Annotated in this window: 14 protein-coding genes and 6 tRNA genes; 4 read left to right on the forward strand and 16 right to left on the reverse strand. The window is 60.1% G+C overall.

Translation table 11 applies throughout. The features are described 5' to 3' along the window. Positions 1 to 142 precede the first annotated feature (142 nt). From BN1127_RS14945 to pncC, 12 genes are all read right to left on the reverse strand, one after another. Positions 143 to 219 (reverse strand) — tRNA-Arg (locus BN1127_RS14945). A 25-nt stretch (positions 220 to 244) separates the two neighbouring features. After that, a tRNA-Arg gene (locus BN1127_RS14950) sits at positions 245 to 321 on the reverse strand. Between the two features lie 25 nt (positions 322 to 346). After that, a tRNA-Arg gene (locus BN1127_RS14955) sits at positions 347 to 423 on the reverse strand. Between the two features lie 26 nt (positions 424 to 449). After that, positions 450 to 526 (reverse strand) — tRNA-Arg (locus BN1127_RS14960). Positions 527 to 624: 98 nt separating this feature from the next. Further along, positions 625 to 701 (reverse strand) — tRNA-Arg (locus tag BN1127_RS14965). Positions 702 to 705: 4 nt separating this feature from the next. After that, positions 706 to 798 (reverse strand) — tRNA-Ser (locus BN1127_RS14970). A gap of 213 nt (positions 799 to 1,011) precedes the next feature. Then, on the reverse strand, positions 1,012 to 1,200 hold the full coding sequence (gene csrA, locus BN1127_RS14975) for a carbon storage regulator CsrA (protein ID WP_005315760.1): 189 nt from the start codon (positions 1,198 to 1,200) through the stop codon (positions 1,012 to 1,014). Positions 1,201 to 1,293: 93 nt separating this feature from the next. Beyond that, entirely contained in the window at positions 1,294 to 2,541 is a 1,248-nt protein-coding gene (locus BN1127_RS14980; protein ID WP_005332431.1) for an aspartate kinase, read from the reverse strand. A 16-nt stretch (positions 2,542 to 2,557) separates the two neighbouring features. Further along, a complete protein-coding gene (gene alaS / locus BN1127_RS14985) occupies positions 2,558 to 5,182 on the reverse strand; it encodes an alanine--tRNA ligase (protein WP_042649968.1) in 2,625 nt (874 codons plus the stop codon). Between the two features lie 278 nt (positions 5,183 to 5,460). Beyond that, on the reverse strand, positions 5,461 to 5,961 hold the full coding sequence (locus BN1127_RS14990; RefSeq protein ID WP_042649969.1) for a regulatory protein RecX: 501 nt from the start codon (positions 5,959 to 5,961) through the stop codon (positions 5,461 to 5,463). A 40-nt stretch (positions 5,962 to 6,001) separates the two neighbouring features. After that, the gene (recA, locus tag BN1127_RS14995; RefSeq protein ID WP_005324574.1) at positions 6,002 to 7,063 is read right to left on the reverse strand and encodes a recombinase RecA; all 1,062 of its coding nucleotides are present in this window, start codon (positions 7,061 to 7,063) and stop codon (positions 6,002 to 6,004) included. A gap of 80 nt (positions 7,064 to 7,143) precedes the next feature. Continuing rightward, positions 7,144 to 7,635, reverse strand: a complete 492-nt coding sequence (gene pncC, locus BN1127_RS15000; RefSeq protein ID WP_041207091.1) for a nicotinamide-nucleotide amidase — start codon at positions 7,633 to 7,635, stop codon at positions 7,144 to 7,146. A gap of 245 nt (positions 7,636 to 7,880) precedes the next feature. Here pncC and BN1127_RS15005 point away from each other — a divergent pair, with 245 nt between their 5' ends. Both BN1127_RS15005 and mutS read left to right on the forward strand, forming a co-directional pair. Then, positions 7,881 to 8,288, forward strand: a complete 408-nt coding sequence (locus BN1127_RS15005) for a Spy/CpxP family protein refolding chaperone (RefSeq protein ID WP_042649970.1) — start codon at positions 7,881 to 7,883, stop codon at positions 8,286 to 8,288. 262 nt (positions 8,289 to 8,550) lie between these two features. Further along, positions 8,551 to 11,133 (forward strand): DNA mismatch repair protein MutS, encoded by a 2,583-nt coding sequence (gene mutS, locus BN1127_RS15010; RefSeq protein WP_042649971.1) that lies wholly within the window; start codon positions 8,551 to 8,553, stop codon positions 11,131 to 11,133. 70 nt (positions 11,134 to 11,203) lie between these two features. Here mutS and BN1127_RS15015 read toward each other — a convergent pair whose 3' ends face one another. Both BN1127_RS15015 and BN1127_RS15020 read right to left on the reverse strand, forming a co-directional pair. Continuing rightward, positions 11,204 to 12,802, reverse strand: coding sequence for a BCCT family transporter (locus BN1127_RS15015; protein ID WP_041206460.1), 1,599 nt, complete (start codon positions 12,800 to 12,802; stop codon positions 11,204 to 11,206). 9 nt (positions 12,803 to 12,811) lie between these two features. Continuing rightward, positions 12,812 to 13,339 carry a hypothetical protein gene (locus tag BN1127_RS15020; protein ID WP_025325616.1) on the reverse strand — a complete coding sequence of 176 codons (528 nt, stop codon included), beginning with the start codon at positions 13,337 to 13,339 and terminating at the stop codon, positions 12,812 to 12,814. Between the two features lie 163 nt (positions 13,340 to 13,502). On the opposite strand from BN1127_RS15020, the gene BN1127_RS15025 reads away from it, so the two are divergent. Next, positions 13,503 to 13,982: a MarR family winged helix-turn-helix transcriptional regulator gene (locus BN1127_RS15025; protein ID WP_041207092.1), complete on the forward strand. Its 480-nt coding sequence runs from the start codon at positions 13,503 to 13,505 to the stop codon at positions 13,980 to 13,982. A gap of 47 nt (positions 13,983 to 14,029) precedes the next feature. Here BN1127_RS15025 and BN1127_RS15030 read toward each other — a convergent pair whose 3' ends face one another. Beyond that, positions 14,030 to 14,611 carry a YjaG family protein gene (locus tag BN1127_RS15030; protein ID WP_042649972.1) on the reverse strand — a complete coding sequence of 194 codons (582 nt, stop codon included), beginning with the start codon at positions 14,609 to 14,611 and terminating at the stop codon, positions 14,030 to 14,032. A 161-nt stretch (positions 14,612 to 14,772) separates the two neighbouring features. On the opposite strand from BN1127_RS15030, the gene BN1127_RS15035 reads away from it, so the two are divergent. Beyond that, entirely contained in the window at positions 14,773 to 15,717 is a 945-nt protein-coding gene (locus BN1127_RS15035; RefSeq protein WP_042649973.1) for a D-2-hydroxyacid dehydrogenase, read from the forward strand. 66 nt (positions 15,718 to 15,783) lie between these two features. Here the strand turns inward: BN1127_RS15035 and mepM are convergent, their stop codons facing one another. Further along, positions 15,784 to 17,121 (reverse strand): murein DD-endopeptidase MepM, encoded by a 1,338-nt coding sequence (gene mepM, locus BN1127_RS15040; protein ID WP_042649974.1) that lies wholly within the window; start codon positions 17,119 to 17,121, stop codon positions 15,784 to 15,786. Positions 17,122 to 17,351 lie beyond the last annotated feature (230 nt).

Here is a 17,351-nt window from a genome sequence, read left to right on the forward strand (position 1 = left end):
AAGACAGGGAGTGATGTGGCGGGAATAGCAAGTGTCGTTCAATACGGCGGCACATCGATCGCCATCAGGGCCACAGATCTCCAGGACCGGGAGAATGGCGCCCATAAAAAAACAGCCCCGACTAATGTCGAGGCTGTCTGTATGGTGCGCCCGAGAGGATTCGAACCTCTGACCACCTGGTTCGTAGCCAGGTACTCTATCCAGCTGAGCTACGGGCGCTCATCAACTTTTGGTACTGCTAAAATGGTGCGCCCGAGAGGATTCGAACCTCTGACCACCTGGTTCGTAGCCAGGTACTCTATCCAGCTGAGCTACGGGCGCTCACAAACTTTTGATACTGCTAAAATGGTGCGCCCGAGAGGATTCGAACCTCTGACCACCTGGTTCGTAGCCAGGTACTCTATCCAGCTGAGCTACGGGCGCTCATAAATCTTTGATTTCACTTTAAATGGTGCGCCCGAGAGGATTCGAACCTCTGACCACCTGGTTCGTAGCCAGGTACTCTATCCAGCTGAGCTACGGGCGCTCTGATTTAAAGCGATAAAAAAAGCTTACTCAACAGTAAGCCTTTTCTAGCGTACCGACCTGCCGACGGTCGATACATGACTCATCGTGAGTCTAATATGGTGCGCCCGAGAGGATTCGAACCTCTGACCACCTGGTTCGTAGCCAGGTACTCTATCCAGCTGAGCTACGGGCGCAAAATGGCGGAGAAGGGGGGATTCGAACCCCCGATGCGGGTATAAGCCGCATACTCCCTTAGCAGGGGAGCGCCTTCAGCCTCTCGGCCACCTCTCCGTTTGCGGGGCTGATAATACTTCACAGGGATTTTTAGTCAAACACTTTTTTGGAGAAAACAGCGAGTTCGCTCAGCATTTGGCCAAAGCGTGGAATATTCAAGCAATATCGACACTTACCCCCTGGTTCCGCGCCTCGCAAGGCGATTTGCAGGGCCCGGAAAAACAAAAGGCGACACCTGAGATGTCGCCTTGAGGCTGCCAATGGAATGGCTTAGAAATTCGGTTGGCCCGGTACTTTCTCGGCCTGTATCCGCATGTAGATCTCTTCGCGGTGCACGGAGACCTCTTTGGGTGCATTCACACCGATACGAACCTGGTTACCCTTAACGCCCAGCACGGTGACAGTCACTTCGTCACCGATCATCAGGGTTTCCCCTACACGACGAGTCAAAATAAGCATTCGCTTGCTCCTGTATCCTGTTTTGTATTTATATCGATATGCGCCATTATCTTACAAAGATACCGATATGGTAAATGGTTGAAACTAAATCAATCAGGGATTGTTCCCCAAGGGCTGCTCATGAGGCTCATTATCCAGCCCGAACGCTGAGTGCAACGAACGCACGGCCAGCTCCAGGTACTTCTCGTCAATCACCACGGATATCTTGATTTCAGAGGTGGAGATCAACTGCATGTTGATCCCCTCCTCACCCAATACCTTGAACATGGTGCGCGCGACCCCGGGATGATTCCACATGCCGACCCCGACGATGGAGACCTTGGCGATCTCCCCGTTACCCTGCACACAGGCGGCCCCCAACAGGGTGGCGGTCTCCTCCAGCAGGGCGCGAGCCCGGCGATAGTCATCGCGATTCACCGTGAAGGTGAAGTCGGCGGTGCCATCCCCCATGGTGTTCTGCACTATCATGTCGACATCTATGTTGGCGTCGCTGATCGGATTCAGGATCTGCGCGGCCACCGTCGGCCTGTCCGGCACTCCCAGAATGGTTAGGCTGGCCTCGTTGCGATTGAACGCAATGCCGGATACCAGGGGTGCTTCCATCCTCTCACCTCCATATGTGATTAAGGTTCCCTCTCCGTCGACGAAACTCGACAGCACCCGCAGCGGTACGCGGTACTTGCCCGCGAATTCCACCGAACGGATCTGCAGCACCTTGGCCCCCAGGCTCGCCATCTCCAGCATCTCCTCGAAGGTGATGGTGGAGAGGCGGCGTGCCTTGGGCTCGATGCGCGGATCCGTGGTATAGACCCCATCCACATCGGTAAAGATCTGGCATTCATCGGCCTTGATGGCGGCCGCCACGGCAACCGCCGTGGTGTCCGAACCACCTCGCCCCAGGGTGGTGATGGCGTTGTGCTCATCACGGCCCTGGAAGCCGGCGATCACCACCACCTTGCCCGCACCCAGCTCGGCCTGAACCTGCTCGGTGTCGATCTGGGTGATGCGCGCCTTGCCATGGGCGGAATCAGTGTGGATACGAACCTGATCACCGGTCATTGAGACCGCAGGGCAACCCCGTTTGTTCAACGCGATGGCCAGCAGCGCTATGGTGACCTGTTCACCGGTGGAGACCAGCACATCCATCTCGCGCCGGTTGGCATCCGGATCCAGCTGCTGGGCCATGCCCAGCAACCGGTTTGTTTCGCCCGACATGGCGGAGACGACCACCACCACATCATGCCCCTGGGCGCGGCTCAGCTGAACACGATCAGCCACCGCCTCGATCCGCTCCAGCGTGCCGACCGAGGTGCCGCCGTACTTCTGTACATAGAGTGCCACAGATCACCTCGCCCGTTTACAGGCGCTCTTCCAGCCAGGAGTGAACGGATTGCAGGGCCGCCGGCACCGCAGCAGGTTGGGTACCACCCGCCTGCGCCATGTCAGGACGACCACCACCCTTGCCACCCACCTGCTGGGCCACCAGATTGACCAACTCACCGGCCTTCACCTTGGCGGTCAGATCGTTGGTCACACCGGCGATCAGGTTGACCTTGTCCTCGCTGCTGGTTGCCAGCAGCACGACACCGGACTTCATCTGATTCTTCAACTCGTCCAGCATGCCGCGCAGGGACTTGGGATCGGCACCTTCCAGCGCAGCAATCAGCACCTTCTGGCCATTGATCTCGATCACCTGGCTCAGCAGGTCGCTGCCGGCCTGCGCCGCCAGCTTGGCCTTGAGCTGTTCCAGCTCGCGCTCCATCAGCTTTGCCTTGTCCATCATCTGGCGAACCTTGTCGGCGATGGAGAACTGATCCCCCTTCACCAGGGCTGCCGCCTCTTCGATCTGCTCGCCCAGCTGGTGCATGAAATCGATGGCACCTTTGCCGGTGACCGCTTCGATACGACGCACCCCTGCGGCGATGCCGCTCTCGGCGATGATCTTGAAGAAGCCGATGTCGCCGGTGCGCTTGGCATGAGTACCGCCGCACAGCTCGGTGGAGTAATCCCCCATACGCACGACGCGGACATCATCTTCATATTTCTCGCCAAACAGGGCCATGGCGCCGGCGGACTTGGCGGCCTCCAGATCCATCAGCTCGGTGCTGACATCGTGGTTGGCACGTATCTGGGCATTGACCAGCTCCTCGACTCGGCGAATGGTCGCCATGGTCAGGCCTTCGAAGTGGGAGAAGTCAAAACGCATGCGCTCCGCACCGACCAGGGAACCCTTCTGGGTCACATGGTCGCCCAGCGCCTGGCGCAGGGCGGCGTGCAGCAGGTGAGTGACCGAGTGGTTCAGGGCGATGGCCTGACGGCGCTCGCCATCGACCACGGCTTCCACCTCGGCGCCCTTCTCCAGGGTGCCCAGTTCCAGATAACCTTTGTGAATGATGGCCTTGCCAGCTTTCTGGGTATCGGTCACGGCGAAGATGCCGTCATCCACTTTCAGAATGCCACTGTCGCCCACCTGACCACCGGATTCGGCGTAGAAGGGGGTCTCCGCCAACACCACCACAGCCTCTTCGCCGGCGATGAGACCGTTCACCTCGACGCCATCCTTGTAGATGCCGACCACGGTCGTCTTTTCGCTGAGCTGCTTGTAACCGGTAAATGGGGTTTCGAAATCGAGTTTCAACACCTCGTTGTAGTTCACCCCGAAGCTGGAGGCTTCCTTGGCACGGGCGCGCTGCTTCTCCATCTCGGCCTTGAAGCCTTCCTCGTCGATAACGATCTCGCGCTCGCGTACCACGTCGGCGGTGAGATCCGCCGGGAAGCCATAGGTGTCATACAGTTTGAACACCACCTCGCCCGGAATGACCTTGGCATCGCCGAGGTTCGCCAGCACGTCTTCCAGCAGCAGCAGGCCGCGGTCCAGGGTGCGGACGAACTGTTCCTCCTCGATGCGCAGCACGCGCTCGACCAGCGGCAGCTGGGCGATGAGTTCGGCAGCCACGTCCTTCATCTGCACCGCCAGTTCGGCAGCCAGCTTGTAGAAGAAGATCTCGGTGGCCCCCAGCTTGCGGCCATGACGCACGGCGCGGCGGATGATGCGGCGCAGCACATAGCCGCGGCCTTCGTTGGAGGGCATGACGCCGTCAGCCACCAAGAAGGCGCAGGAGCGGATGTGGTCGGCGATGACGCGCAGGGACTGGTTGCTCAGATCCTCGGTGCCGACGATCTCGGCCGCCTTCTTGATCAGCGCCTGGAAGATGTCGATCTCGTAGTTGGAGTGCACACCCTGCATGATGGCGGAGATGCGCTCCAGGCCCATGCCGGTGTCCACGGACGGACGGGGCAGCGGCTCCATGGTGCCGTCGGCCTGACGGTTGAACTGCATGAAGACCACGTTCCAGATTTCGATGAAACGATCGCCGTCTTCTTCCGGTGAGCCGGGAGGGCCACCCCAGAGGTGGTCGCCGTGGTCGTAGAAGATCTCGGTGCAGGGGCCGCACGGGCCGGTATCGCCCATCTGCCAGAAGTTATCGGAGGCAAAGGCGGCTCCCTTGTTGTCACCGATACGCACGATGCGCTCGACCGGCACACCGATCTCATTGGCCCAGATGTTGAAAGCTTCGTCGTCCGTTTCATAGACGGTCACCAACAGGCGCTCTTTGGGCAGCTTGAGGGTACCGGTCAGGAATTCCCAGGCAAAACGGATGGCGTCCTGCTTGAAGTAGTCACCGAAGCTGAAGTTGCCCAGCATCTCGAAGAAGGTGTGGTGACGAGCGGTATAGCCGACGTTTTCCAGGTCATTGTGCTTGCCGCCAGCCCGTACACAGCGCTGGGCCGTGGTTGCACGGTTGTAGCCACGCTTGTCTGCGCCAAGGAACACGTCCTTGAACTGGTTCATCCCTGCGTTGGTGAACAGCAAGGTCGGATCGTTGTGCGGCACCAGCGAGCTGGAGGAGACAACCTGGTGCCCCTGAGAGCGGAAATACTCGAGGAACGCTGAGCGTAACTCTGACGTGGACATATACATGGAAAATCCTGCTTGATTCGGATACGGACTTTTAATCGCAATAATGTAAGTTTTCTGCGGGGTAAAGTAAAACGCGCGGGCCCGTCACGGGTGAAAAAGCCCCCAATGGACGGGGCTGCAGCAGAACACCTGACAAGCGCAGGCGGAAAGGGGAGTCGGCTGGGTGGCAGATCATGGCGCCATGGCCCTCAGGGGCAGGATAAAACGAGGGAAATGCCTCCCATCTTACGCGCCGGAGGATCACGCCACCTGGCAGCACCATGGCCAGAACCAGCCCGTTAGTCGTCCCCCTGCTGCATGGCAGAGATGGCGTAACGCGCCTGCTCCTGGGTAAAACCCCGCCCAAGCAAATACTTGAGCCACTTCATCTTCAGCTTGAAATCACCGAGATCGGCGACTCTGGCACGCCGCTCGAGCAGGACGAACGCCAGTTCGAACCAGTCCAGCTCGGGCTGGTCAAAGGCGGCGTCGATCTGCATATCATCCAGCCCCTTGCGGCGCAGATCGAAGCGGATCTTGATGGGACCATGGCCCTTGGCCGCACCGGCCCGCACCGCCATGGCGCCGTACCGATCGTCATTGACCCAGTTGTAGCCATGGCAATACTCGACAACGGCCTCGATCACCTCTTCATTGAAGCCCTGCAGCCGCAGCCGCTTGGCCAGCTCCGACTCGGCGCTCTCGCGGCGAGCCAGACTGCGCATGGCAAAGGCGCGGGCGGCAGCAAACCGTTCTTCAAAGGAGAGTTCAACGGATTCGGGGGAAGATTCATCGACCATAAATGACAAGGCCGGGTATCAACCCGGCCTTCCTTGTTCCTTATTCGAACTCTTGTTCGCTTTCGTCTTCAAACTCTTCGGCGACCGCGGCCACCGGCTTCTCGACCGGTACGGCACCGGAGAGCAGCAGCTCACGCAGGCGGGCTTCCACCTCGGCAGCCATCACCTTGTTCTCGGCGAACAACTTCATCACGTTGGCCTTGCCCTGGCCGATCTTCTCGCCGTTGTAGCTGTACCAGGCGCCGGCCTTGTCGATCAGCTTGTGCTTGACGCCCAAGTCCACCAGTTCGCCCTCTTTGGAGATGCCGGCACCGTAGAAGATCTGGAACTCGGCCTGCTTGAAGGGCGGGGCCACCTTGTTCTTGACCACCTTGACGCGGGTCTCGTTACCGACCACTTCGTCACCTTCCTTGATGGCACCGATGCGACGGATATCCAGACGCACGGAGGCGTAGAACTTGAGCGCGTTACCACCCGTGGTGGTCTCGGGGCTGCCGAACATGACGCCGATCTTCATCCGGATCTGGTTGATGAAGATGCACAGGCAGTTGGCGTTCTTGATGTTGGCGGTCAGCTTGCGCAGGGCCTGGGACATCAGGCGGGCCTGCAGGCCGACGTGGGAATCCCCCATCTCGCCTTCGATTTCCGCTTTCGGCGTCAGGGCTGCCACCGAGTCGACGATGATGACGTCAACAGCGTTGGAGCGCACCAGCATGTCGCAGATCTCCAGCGCCTGTTCACCGGTATCCGGCTGGGAGATCAGCAGGTCGTCGACGTTGACCCCCAGTTTGGCGGCATAGATGGGATCCAGCGCGTGCTCCGCATCGACGAAGGCACAGGTCTTGCCTTTCTTCTGGGCTTCCGCGATCACCTGCAGGGTGAGGGTGGTTTTGCCTGACGATTCCGGACCGTAGATCTCGACGATGCGACCGCACGGCAGACCACCGATGCCCAGCGCCACGTCCAGGGAAAGGGAGCCGGTGGAGATGGCTTCGATATCCATGGTCTTGCTGTCGCCCAGACGCATGATGGAGCCTTTGCCAAACTGCTTTTCGATCTGGCCCAGCGCAGCCGCCAGTGCCTTCTGTTTGTTCTGATCCATGCCAATCTCCGCTGGGAATCGTGATGTAGAAGTGAAGTTGGGCTAAGTATACTGTTTATGCATACAGTATCAAGCCCAATTTATCTGAGCAGAGCCAGCAGTCCGGACAAGGCCTGCCTGACCGCCTGCTGGCGCACCTGATGGCGGTCGCCATCGAAACGGGCGAGCAGGGAGTGATGACGGCCTGTGCGATCCGCCCAGGCGAACCAGACGGTGCCGACCGGCTTGTCGTCACTGCCACCACCAGGCCCGGCGATGCCGCTGATGGCGACGCAGATCCCGGCATCGGAACGGGCGAGGCCCCCTCTGGCCATCTCCAGCACCACGGCCTCGCTGACGGCGCCATGGCGCAGCAGGCTGTCGATGCTCACCCCCAGCATCTGCTGCTTGGCTTCGTTGGTATAGGTAACAAAGCCGCGATCGAACCAGCCTGAGCTGCCCGCAATATCCGTGATGGCCGTGGCGACCCCGCCCCCGGTACAGGACTCCGCCGTTGCGGCCAGCCAGCCTCGCGCCAGCAATGCCTCGCCGAGCTCCCGGGATAGACGGTCGATTTCTGCCTCTAGTCCCATCCTCATGCCCTCTCTGATCCCTTTCGGGGGAAACATGGGGGTCATTATGCAGTTGCCCCGAATCACGAGCAACCTACCCGGGAGCGGCTGCGTCAGCGACCGGCATGGCCCTGCCGAGCATTTGGCGCAAGCGCGCCACAGTGGCAAGTCACCCACGCTTAAGCTCCAGTACATGGGGGCTTCCTATAATCAGCAGGCACCGCCCTGTATGCGGTTTCTATCTTTTTGGATACTGGAGAAAGCAGATGAAGCATCAATTTAAAGTCGCCATGACTGCCCTGGCGATCTGTTTTGCCACCAATACCTTCGCCGCCGAGAGCGCCCCCGAGCTGCAGAGCGAAACCACCCTGGCGCAAGAGCTGAACCTCTCCAGCGCACAGGTTGAACAGATCAAGAGCCTGCGTGAGCAGGCGGCCAAAGAGCTCGGCGCGGTCAAGCTCGACGCCATCGGTCAGGACGTCATCATCAACATGATCAAGACCGGCAAGTGGGACGAGGCGGCCGCCAAGAAGCAGTTGCAGACCATCAGCAACGTGCAGGCCGAGGCCCGCTACTACCGTGCCCATTACCTGTTTGAAGTCAGCAAGGTGCTGACCCCGGAGCAGAAAACCAAGCTGCACGAGATGCTCAGTGGCAACGAAGCCATGTATTGAGAGACGGCTCCCGTTTCTGTGATGCCAATCCCCGCGCTGATGGCGGGGATCTTGTTTCCCCTTCCACGCCTTGCGCACAATTCCCCGCTCCCGCCCTCCCGACACGGCTTGCCACTCCCCTCCCACGCCAGTGAAATCCCAGGACAGCCTTCCCCAAAGCGAGATAACCCCTCACCATCTCGGCCCGACCATGTAGAATGGCACCAGATTCAGACCCATTACGGCAGACGCTTGCCCGCAAGAGCCCCTTCTGGAATAGAACATGACCGCACAACACCACGCTACTGGCGCTGCGCCAAGCGCCAATCTCAGCGCCCACACGCCCATGATGCAGCAGTACCTTGGCCTCAAGGCCGAGAACCCGGAAATCCTGCTGTTCTACCGGATGGGCGACTTCTACGAGCTGTTCTATGACGATGCCCGCAAGGCCTCCCAACTGCTCGATATCTCCCTGACCAAGCGCGGCCAGTCGGCGGGCAGCCCCATCCCGATGGCAGGTGTTCCCTATCATGCCATCGAGGGTTATCTGGCCAAGCTGGTGCAGCTCGGCGAGTCGGCCGCCATCTGCGAACAGGTGGGGGATCCCGCCACCAGCAAGGGGCCGGTGGAGCGTAAGGTCATTCGCATCATCACCCCGGGCACCGTCTCCGACGAGGCGCTGCTCAGCGAGCGGCAGGACAACCTGATCGCCGCCGTCTACCACGATGGCCGCCGCTTCGGCTATGGCACCATGGACATCGGCTCCGGCCGCTTCTTCATCAACCAGTTTGATAAAGAAGAGACCCTGTTGGCGGAGCTGCAACGCACCAATCCGGCCGAGCTGCTCTATCCCGAATCGTTCGAGTTCCTGCACCACATCGAGGGTCGCCGTGGCCTGCGTCGCCGCCCCGAGTGGGAGTTTGAGCTGGGTACCGCCCGCAAGCTCTTGTGCCAACAGTTCGGCACCCAGGATCTGGTGGGCTTTGGCGTCGACAAGAGCGAGACAGCCCTGTGCGCCGCCGGTTGCCTGATGCAGTACGTCAAGGACACCCAGCGTACCGCCCTGCCCCACATTCGCAGCGTGCGCCTCGAGCAGCCCGATCACGCCGTCATCATGAATGCCGCCACCCGCCGCAATCTGGAGCTGACCCAGAATCTGGCTGGCGGCTACGAAAATACCCTGGCCGAGGTGCTGGACCGCACCGCCACCCCCATGGGTAGCCGCCTGCTCAAGCGCTGGATCCACCAGCCGATCCGCGATCGGGTGATCCTGAAAGGGCGCCAGAGCACCATCAAGGAGTTGATCGAGCAGAACCTCTACGACGAGCTGGGCAACCTGCTGCGTCAGGTGGGCGATGTGGAGCGGGTGCTGGCGCGCCTCGCCCTGCGTTCGGCCCGCCCGCGCGACCTCACCCGCCTGCGGCAGGCCTTCGCCCAGTTGCCCGAGTTGCAGCGCCTGCTGGCGGACAACGAGCACGAAGCGGTGCAGCAACTGGCCGAGCGCGCCAGCACCTTCCCCGAGCTGCTCGACCTGCTGGAGCGCGCGGTGATGGAGGTGCCGCCGGTGCTGATCCGCGATGGCGGCGTCATCCGTGACGGCTTCAACCAGGAGCTGGACGAGCTGCGGGATCTGGCCAACGGCGCCACCGCCAGCCTCGCCCGCATCGAGGAGCGGGAGAAGCTGCTGACCGGCATCAACACCCTCAAGGTGGGTTACAACAAGGTGCACGGCTTCTATATCGAGGTGAGCCGCGCCAACAGCCATCTGGTGCCGGCCCACTACATCCGCCGTCAAACCCTCAAGAACAACGAACGCTACATCATCGATGAGCTGAAGAAATACGAGGACAAGGTACTCACAGCCCAAGCTCAGGCACTGGCGCTGGAGAAGCGCCTCTACGAAGAGTTGCTCGACACCCTGCTGCCCCACCTCGGCGATCTGCAGGAGTCCGCTGCCGCACTGGCAGAGCTGGACGTGCTGGCCAATCTGGCGGAGCGGGCAGAAACCCTCGACTACCGCTGCCCGACGCTTATCGATGAGGATCAGATCCTGATCGAAGCGGGCCGCCATCCGGTGGTAGAGCAGGTAATGACAGACCCCTTTATCGCCAACCCCATCCGGCTCGAGCGGGAACGGCGGATGCTGATCATCACAGGCCCCAACATGGGCGGTAAATCCACCTATATGCGCCAGACCGCGCTGATCGTGCTGCTGGCCCATATCGGCGCCTTCGTCCCGGCCGACAGCGCCCGCATCGGCCCCATCGACCGCATCTTCACCCGCATCGGGGCGTCGGACGACCTCGCCTCAGGCCGCTCCACCTTCATGGTGGAGATGACCGAAACCGCCAACATCCTCAACAACGCCACCGCCCGCAGTCTGGTGTTGATGGACGAGATTGGCCGCGGCACCAGCACCTACGACGGCCTGTCGCTGGCCTGGGCCTGCGCCGAGCAGCTGGCGAGCAAGATTGGTGCCTACACCCTGTTCGCCACCCACTACTTCGAGCTGACCCGCCTGCCCGAGCTGATGAGCGGGCTGGCCAACGTCCACCTCGATGCGGTGGAGCACGGCGACACCATCGCCTTTATGCACGCGGTGCAGGAGGGGGCGGCCAGCCGCTCCTACGGTCTACAAGTCGCCGCATTGGCAGGGGTACCGAAATCGGTGATCCAGCAGGCCCGTCACAAACTGCACGAGCTGGAAAGCGCCACTCCGGTGGCCGCCGGTGAATCTCGCCCGGCTCCGGTGACTCTCGCCCCGCAACCCCATCCGGTGGTGGAAGAGCTGGAAGCGGTGCGTCCCGACGAGCTCACCCCCCGTCAGGCGCTCGATCTGCTCTATCGACTCAAGCAGATGCTGTAAGCACCGACCGCCGCGCAAGCATGCAAAAGGGGAACCGCGAGGTTCCCCTTTTATTTACCTTAACCTGTCATCAGCCCGGGCCGATGCGATCCAGCAGACTCAGATTGACCGAGCCGGGATGGCGCTTGAGCTTCTGCCGGTATTCGAACTGGTGCTGACTCTCCTGCTTGAGCCCCTGCATCAGCGAATAGCACATGGCCAGCATGATCAGCGAGAAGGGCAGCGCGGCTATGATGCTGGCCGCCTGCAAGGCCGCCAGGCCGCCGGAGACCAGCAGGATGGCAGCCACCAGCCCCTGACCCAGTCCCCAGATGGCGCGGTGCAATACGGGGGGATCCTGATCGCCGATGGAGAGCAGCGTCGTAATCACGAGCGTCCCCGAGTCGCTGGAGGTGATGAAGTAGGTGCAGATAAGCAGGGTCAGCACCCCCTTGGCAATCCAGCCGAAGGTCTCCCAGTGCATCAGTTCCACCGTCTTGTAGAGCGCCAGGGTCACGTCCTGATTGACTGCCGCCACCACGCCACCGCCGCCGAACAGCTCCAGATGCATGGCGGTACCGCCGAACACGGTGAGCCAGAACATGCCGAGCAGGGAGGGCACCAACAGCACGCCGAGTACGAACTCGCGAATGGTGCGCCCCTTGGAGATGCGGGCGATGAACATACCGACGAAGGGGGCCCAGGCTATCCACCAACCCCAGTAGAAGGCGGTCCAGCTCGATTGCCAGGCCGAGGTGCCGTTGGCTTCGGTGTTGGTCCAGAAGCTCAGTTTGACGATGTTTTGCAGGTAGTCGCCGATATTCTGCACATAGGCGTTGAGGATGTAGGTGGTCGGTCCCAGCACCAGAAAGAGAGCGAGGATGAAGGCGCTGAGCCAGATGTTGAGCTCGGATAGGATCTTCACCCCGCGCCCCACGCCGGAGATGGCCGACAGGGTGGCGATCAGACTGATGCCGCCGATGAGCCAGAGCTGGCTCTGTTGGGAGACTTCCATGCCGAACATCTGGTTGAGGCCGGTGTTCATCTGGGAGACGCCAAGCCCTAAGGAAGTCGCTACCCCGAATACGGTACCGAACACCGCCAGCACGTCGGCGGCATGGCCCCAGAAGCCGTAGATCCGCTCGCCGAGAATGGGGTAGAGCACGGAGCGAATGGCCAGTGGCAACTTGCGGCGGTAGCTGAAGAAAGCCAGCGACAGGCCGACGATTACATAGATGGCCCAGGGGTGCAGACCCCAGTGGAAGAAGGTGAGGCGCATGGCCATCTGGGCCGCTTCCGGCGTCATCCCTTCGGTGACGAAGGGGTTGCCCTGCAGGTGATACATGGGCTCGGCGATGCTCCAGAACACCAGGCCTATGCCCATGCCTGCGCTGAACAGCATGGAGAACCAGGCGAAGTAGCCGAACTCCGGTACCTGGTCGTCGTCGCCCAGTCGAATGCTGCCAAAACGGCTGAACATCAGGTAGACGGCGAAGAACAGGAACAGGGCAACCACCAGAATGTAGTACCACTTGAAGCCAGCAATGATGGTGTCCTTGGCGCCGGTGAACCAGGTTCCCGCGGTATCCGGGTCAAACACCCCGAACAACAGGAACAGGGTCACGACGGTCAGGGCCGTCATGGCCATGGTGGGATTGAGGCCTTTCAATAGCCCTTTGGTTGCTCTCATCTGGCCTCCTTAGTCATTGTTGAAAAAATCTTCACCCACGTGATCCCCCGCACCACCGATGGCGCGATAGACCAGTCGACCCGCCACCCGCTCGCGGTGATCCACCAGGGTGACCGAAGGCTGGCCGTTCACGGCGTGACGCTTGCCGAGGAAGATGGCCATGGGCACCCCCAGACTGGAGACACCGCTGGTGATCCAGAGCCGGTTGAAGTCATAGGAGCCGCCGATGAACTCAAGCTGGGCCAGACCATTGTCCAGACCGGCCAGGTAGAAATTCATGGCGCTCTCGTCGGGGAAGAGGTGCACCAGCACATAGGCGTAGCGCAATTCGTTTACCAACTCCTTTAGACTAAAAGAACCTGTGTCGCTGCAGGAGAGCGGCAGCTCACCATCATAGTGATGCACTTGCAGGTTGTTGGGATCCTCGTCATAGGCGGGCTGATAACGCACGAAAGCCGAGGTGTCAGGCAGTTCATAGCGGACCCTGACCACGCGAAGATCGGCAACCAGGGACTTGATATCCAGGTCGTCATTCATGATGTCACTCCTCAAATATCGGGTTTAAATGCGGCAATTGTCCAATAACCTAACATAAAATTCATTAGAGCAGAAATGATTACACCAAAAACCATATTGACCTTGTTGTGGATTAGGCGGAGAATTTTGCGCCTCTCCACTGCCCTGCGATGACCCCGACTCCATGGAAAAACATGATGAAGTGCTGGTTGCTCTGCGCCAGATCATCCGTGCCATCGACATGCACTCCAAGCGCCTGATCAAGGAGGCCGGGCTGACCTCGCCGCAGCTCCTGCTGCTAAAGGGGATCAACGAGCTTGGCCAGATCTCCATGCGCCAGCTCGCCGATCACACCAACATGAGCCAGGCCACCGCGACCACCATCATGGACAGGCTCGAGAGCCGCCAGCTGGTGCAGCGCATTCGCAGTGAGACCGACAAACGCAAGGTGCATGCGACACTGACTGACGCGGGGCGCGCCCTGCTTGCCCAGGCCCCTACCCCGCTGCAGGAGAGCTTCATCCAGCGCTTCCAGGCCCTGGAGAACTGGGAACAGGGACTGCTACTCTCCTCCCTGCAACGGATCTCGGCCATGATGAATGCCGACGGCATCGACGCGGCGCCCGTGCTGAGCGTCAGGCCGCTCACCGAGGAGCGGGCATAAAAAAAGCTCCCATTCGGGAGCTTTTTTTATGGGCCGGGGAAGTGCGATCACTCTTCCAGGCTGATGCCTATGTTGGAGACGCCGTCCTGGGCCGCGAAGGTGCGAATGGCCAAGATGCGATCACTGTCGCGCTCATGAGCGACCCGCTTGAGCAGCTCGACCTGGAACTCTAGCTCGGCTTCCATGTATTCATGCTCGTAGAGCTCTTCGTCGCTGAGATCCCGCTCTTCCAGCATCTCGATGAAACCGGCCACGGTACCGACCGAAGCATGGCTGGCATCATTGGCCTCTTCACCCACCCGGCAGATCACCGAGTTGTAGGCGCAACCCAGCGCCACACAGGCATCCAGCGCCGGATAGGCGCCGTAAGACTCAAATTTGCCTGGCTCGGGAATATAGACTTCAAACGCCTCCAGGATCGCTCCCAGATTGACGCGGGAACCTTTAACCGTCAGGTAATTCCACATCTGATCCAACGCGTGGCGAAATGCCTTCGCATCCCCGAAGCCGGAGGCCTGGGTAAACAGCGCATAGTTGGGATACATGCGCTCTGCCAGCGCCAGGGTGTAGACGGTCTGCTGCCAAGGCTGTAGCTCGGCCAGTCGCTTATAAAACTTGTCACCAAACACTGGAGTCGGATCCTTTGCAAAATGTGGGGCAGATTGTAGCCCACGAGGGGCGTGGCGAAAACGAAAAAGCGCCCTGGTCGACTATCTTGCCCGATCAACTGGGGTAAGATGAGGACAGACCCCTCCTCCTCCGTGCCGTAAACATGATAAGGAACAAGAGTATGAGTCAACGTACCCTGCTTCTGCTCAGCCAGGACAACAACCATTATGAACGCCTGCTCAAGGCCGCCCGCCTTCCTCATTTGCACATACTGCGGGCCGACAACCAGAGCGACGCCGAGAAGCTGATCGGTGATGCCCATATCCTGATGGCTGAGCCGGCACGGGCCAGACCCCTGCTGGCCAAAGCCGACAGGCTGAGCTGGCTCCAGTCCACCTATGCCGGGGTCGACGTGCTGCTGGATGCCAGCTGCCGCCGTGATTACCTGCTCACCAATGTGCGCGGCATCTTCGGGCCGCTGATGAGCGAGTATGTGTTCGGCCACCTGCTCAGCCTGTCGCGACAGTTGCCACTCTACCGCGAACAGCAGCAGCAGCGACTGTGGCAGAGCCATCCCTATCTGGGGCTCAAGGGACGCACCATGTTGATCCTGGGCACCGGCAGCATAGGTCAGCACATCGCACACACCGCCAAGCACTTCGGCATGCGAGTGCTCGGCATCAGCCACGGTGGCAATGAGCGCGCGGGCTTTGATCAGGTGTATCAGCTGCCGGCGCTGAACAAGATGCTGGCCCAGGCAGACGTCATCGTCAGCGTACTGCCGGCGACCCGCGAGACCCGCCATCTGTTCACCACCGATCGGTTCAATCACTGCAAACCGGGCGCCATTTTCTTCAACGTCGGCCGGGGCAATGCCGTCCATGAAGGCGACCTGCTGGCAGCATTGCGCGGCGGCAAGCTTGGTACGGCTGTGCTGGATGTGTTCGAGCAGGAGCCCCTGCCCGCCGACAGCCCGCTCTGGCATCAGCCCAATCTCATCCTCACTCCCCACAACAGCGCCTACAGCTTCCCGGAAGATGTGGCCCAGATCTTCATACGCAACTACATCCGCTTCATCGACGGTCAACAGCTCGATGGCCGCATCGACTTCGACAAGGGCTACTGAGTCCAGGTCTCCAGCAAAAAGGCCCCGCCAGATTGGCAGGGCCTTTTGGTATCCGGAGAGAGGGGATTAACCCGCTTCCATCTCCTTGCGATAGCTCTTCACCTTGGCAAGGAACTGGCGCTTGTCTTTGCCGGAAAGCGGTTCCGCCATCGGCAGCTTGACCTTCATGGCATCCACCGGGCGGTTGTTGAGCCGCACCTCATAGTGCAAATGAGCGCCGGTAGAGCGGCCCGTATTGCCGGAGAGCGCTATCTTGTCTCCCATCTTCACCTTCTGGCCGGGTTTGACCAGCAGCTTGCTCAGATGCAGATAGCGAGTCATCAGGGTACGACCGTGCTTGATCACCACATAGGTTCCCGCGAGGGGGTGACGGGTCGCCTTGAGCACGACACCGTCGCCGGTCGCCATCACGGGCGTCCCCACCGGCAGGGCGAAGTCAGTCCCCTCATGGGGGCGAACCTGACCGGTAATGGGATGGCGCCGGGCCGGGTTGAAGTTGGAGCTGACCCGATAGCGACTATGGGTCGGGTAACGGCGGAAACCTCGCTCCAGGCTGTTCGCCTGGCCGTCATAATAGTTGCCATCTTCCGACAGCCAGGCCGATACCGTCTTACCCTGGCTGAACACTTCCACTCCCAGCAGCTGGGTGTTACCCGTGCTCTTGCCCTCGACCGTCTCCTGTCTCACCAACACCTTGAACTTGTCGCCTCTTTGCAGATCCTTGGCAAAATTCAGGCGCCACTGGAACAGGTTGGCAATTTTCTGGATGTGGTTGGCCGGGATCCCCGCGTTGCGGGCGCTGACGTAGAAGCTGCCATTGATGACGCCGTCATAACTCTTCTGCTGCCACTCAACCTCTTCATTGAGCATGTTGGCGCTGTAAGTGTCATCGGTTCGCTCCAGCACCAGGGTTTGCTTGATGTTCAGACGGATCTTCAGCTGCTGCAGTATGTTGTCCTGATCGATCAGCAACTCGATGGTCTGACCGGGCTTGAGGCGGGCCAGATTATTCTTGGCATCCGCATCCAGCACCTTGTAGAGGGTGGTGGTGGAGAGGCCGAGATTGTTGAAGATGGTGGTCAGATTCTCGCCGTTACGTACCCGATAATCCTGCCACTGGGGCGTGCCGTCGGCCGGAATGTCATCTTCCGGCGCCGCTGCTTCCACCAGTTCGTGGTCGGGGATGTCGTTGAAGTCGGTGTTGTCTTCGTTGGTTGCGGTACCAGTGGTGGCAATGGGCAACTCCAGACGCAATGGCCGCTCAAGGATGTCACCTGGAGCCGGCAATACGGCTACCGCTGACAGCGTCATGGCCGTGAGCAATAGCATGGCATAAAAATGTTTGCGGGGAACCGGGGGTTCCCAGTTGGCAGCCTGCGCTACCAAGGGACGGAGACGTTTCATCCGCTATCCTGTTATTAGATCTAAGGGTGGTAGTTGTGGGTCTGTTTTTATGATTTTTTATTATGAAAACCGAATATCTGGGTTTTAGACCCAAATACTTACAAAAAGTTCATCACGATATGCACGAAACTCACATTTTATGCATAACCTTCTCGCATGGGCAGAAATGATCGCCTTTTTCAGCCAATTTTTTCTATTTTTAAGAACCAAGTCCGGTTGCGTTCACCCCC

The organism is Aeromonas media (genome assembly GCF_000819985.1).
Classification (GTDB): Bacteria; Pseudomonadota; Gammaproteobacteria; order Enterobacterales; family Aeromonadaceae; genus Aeromonas; species Aeromonas media.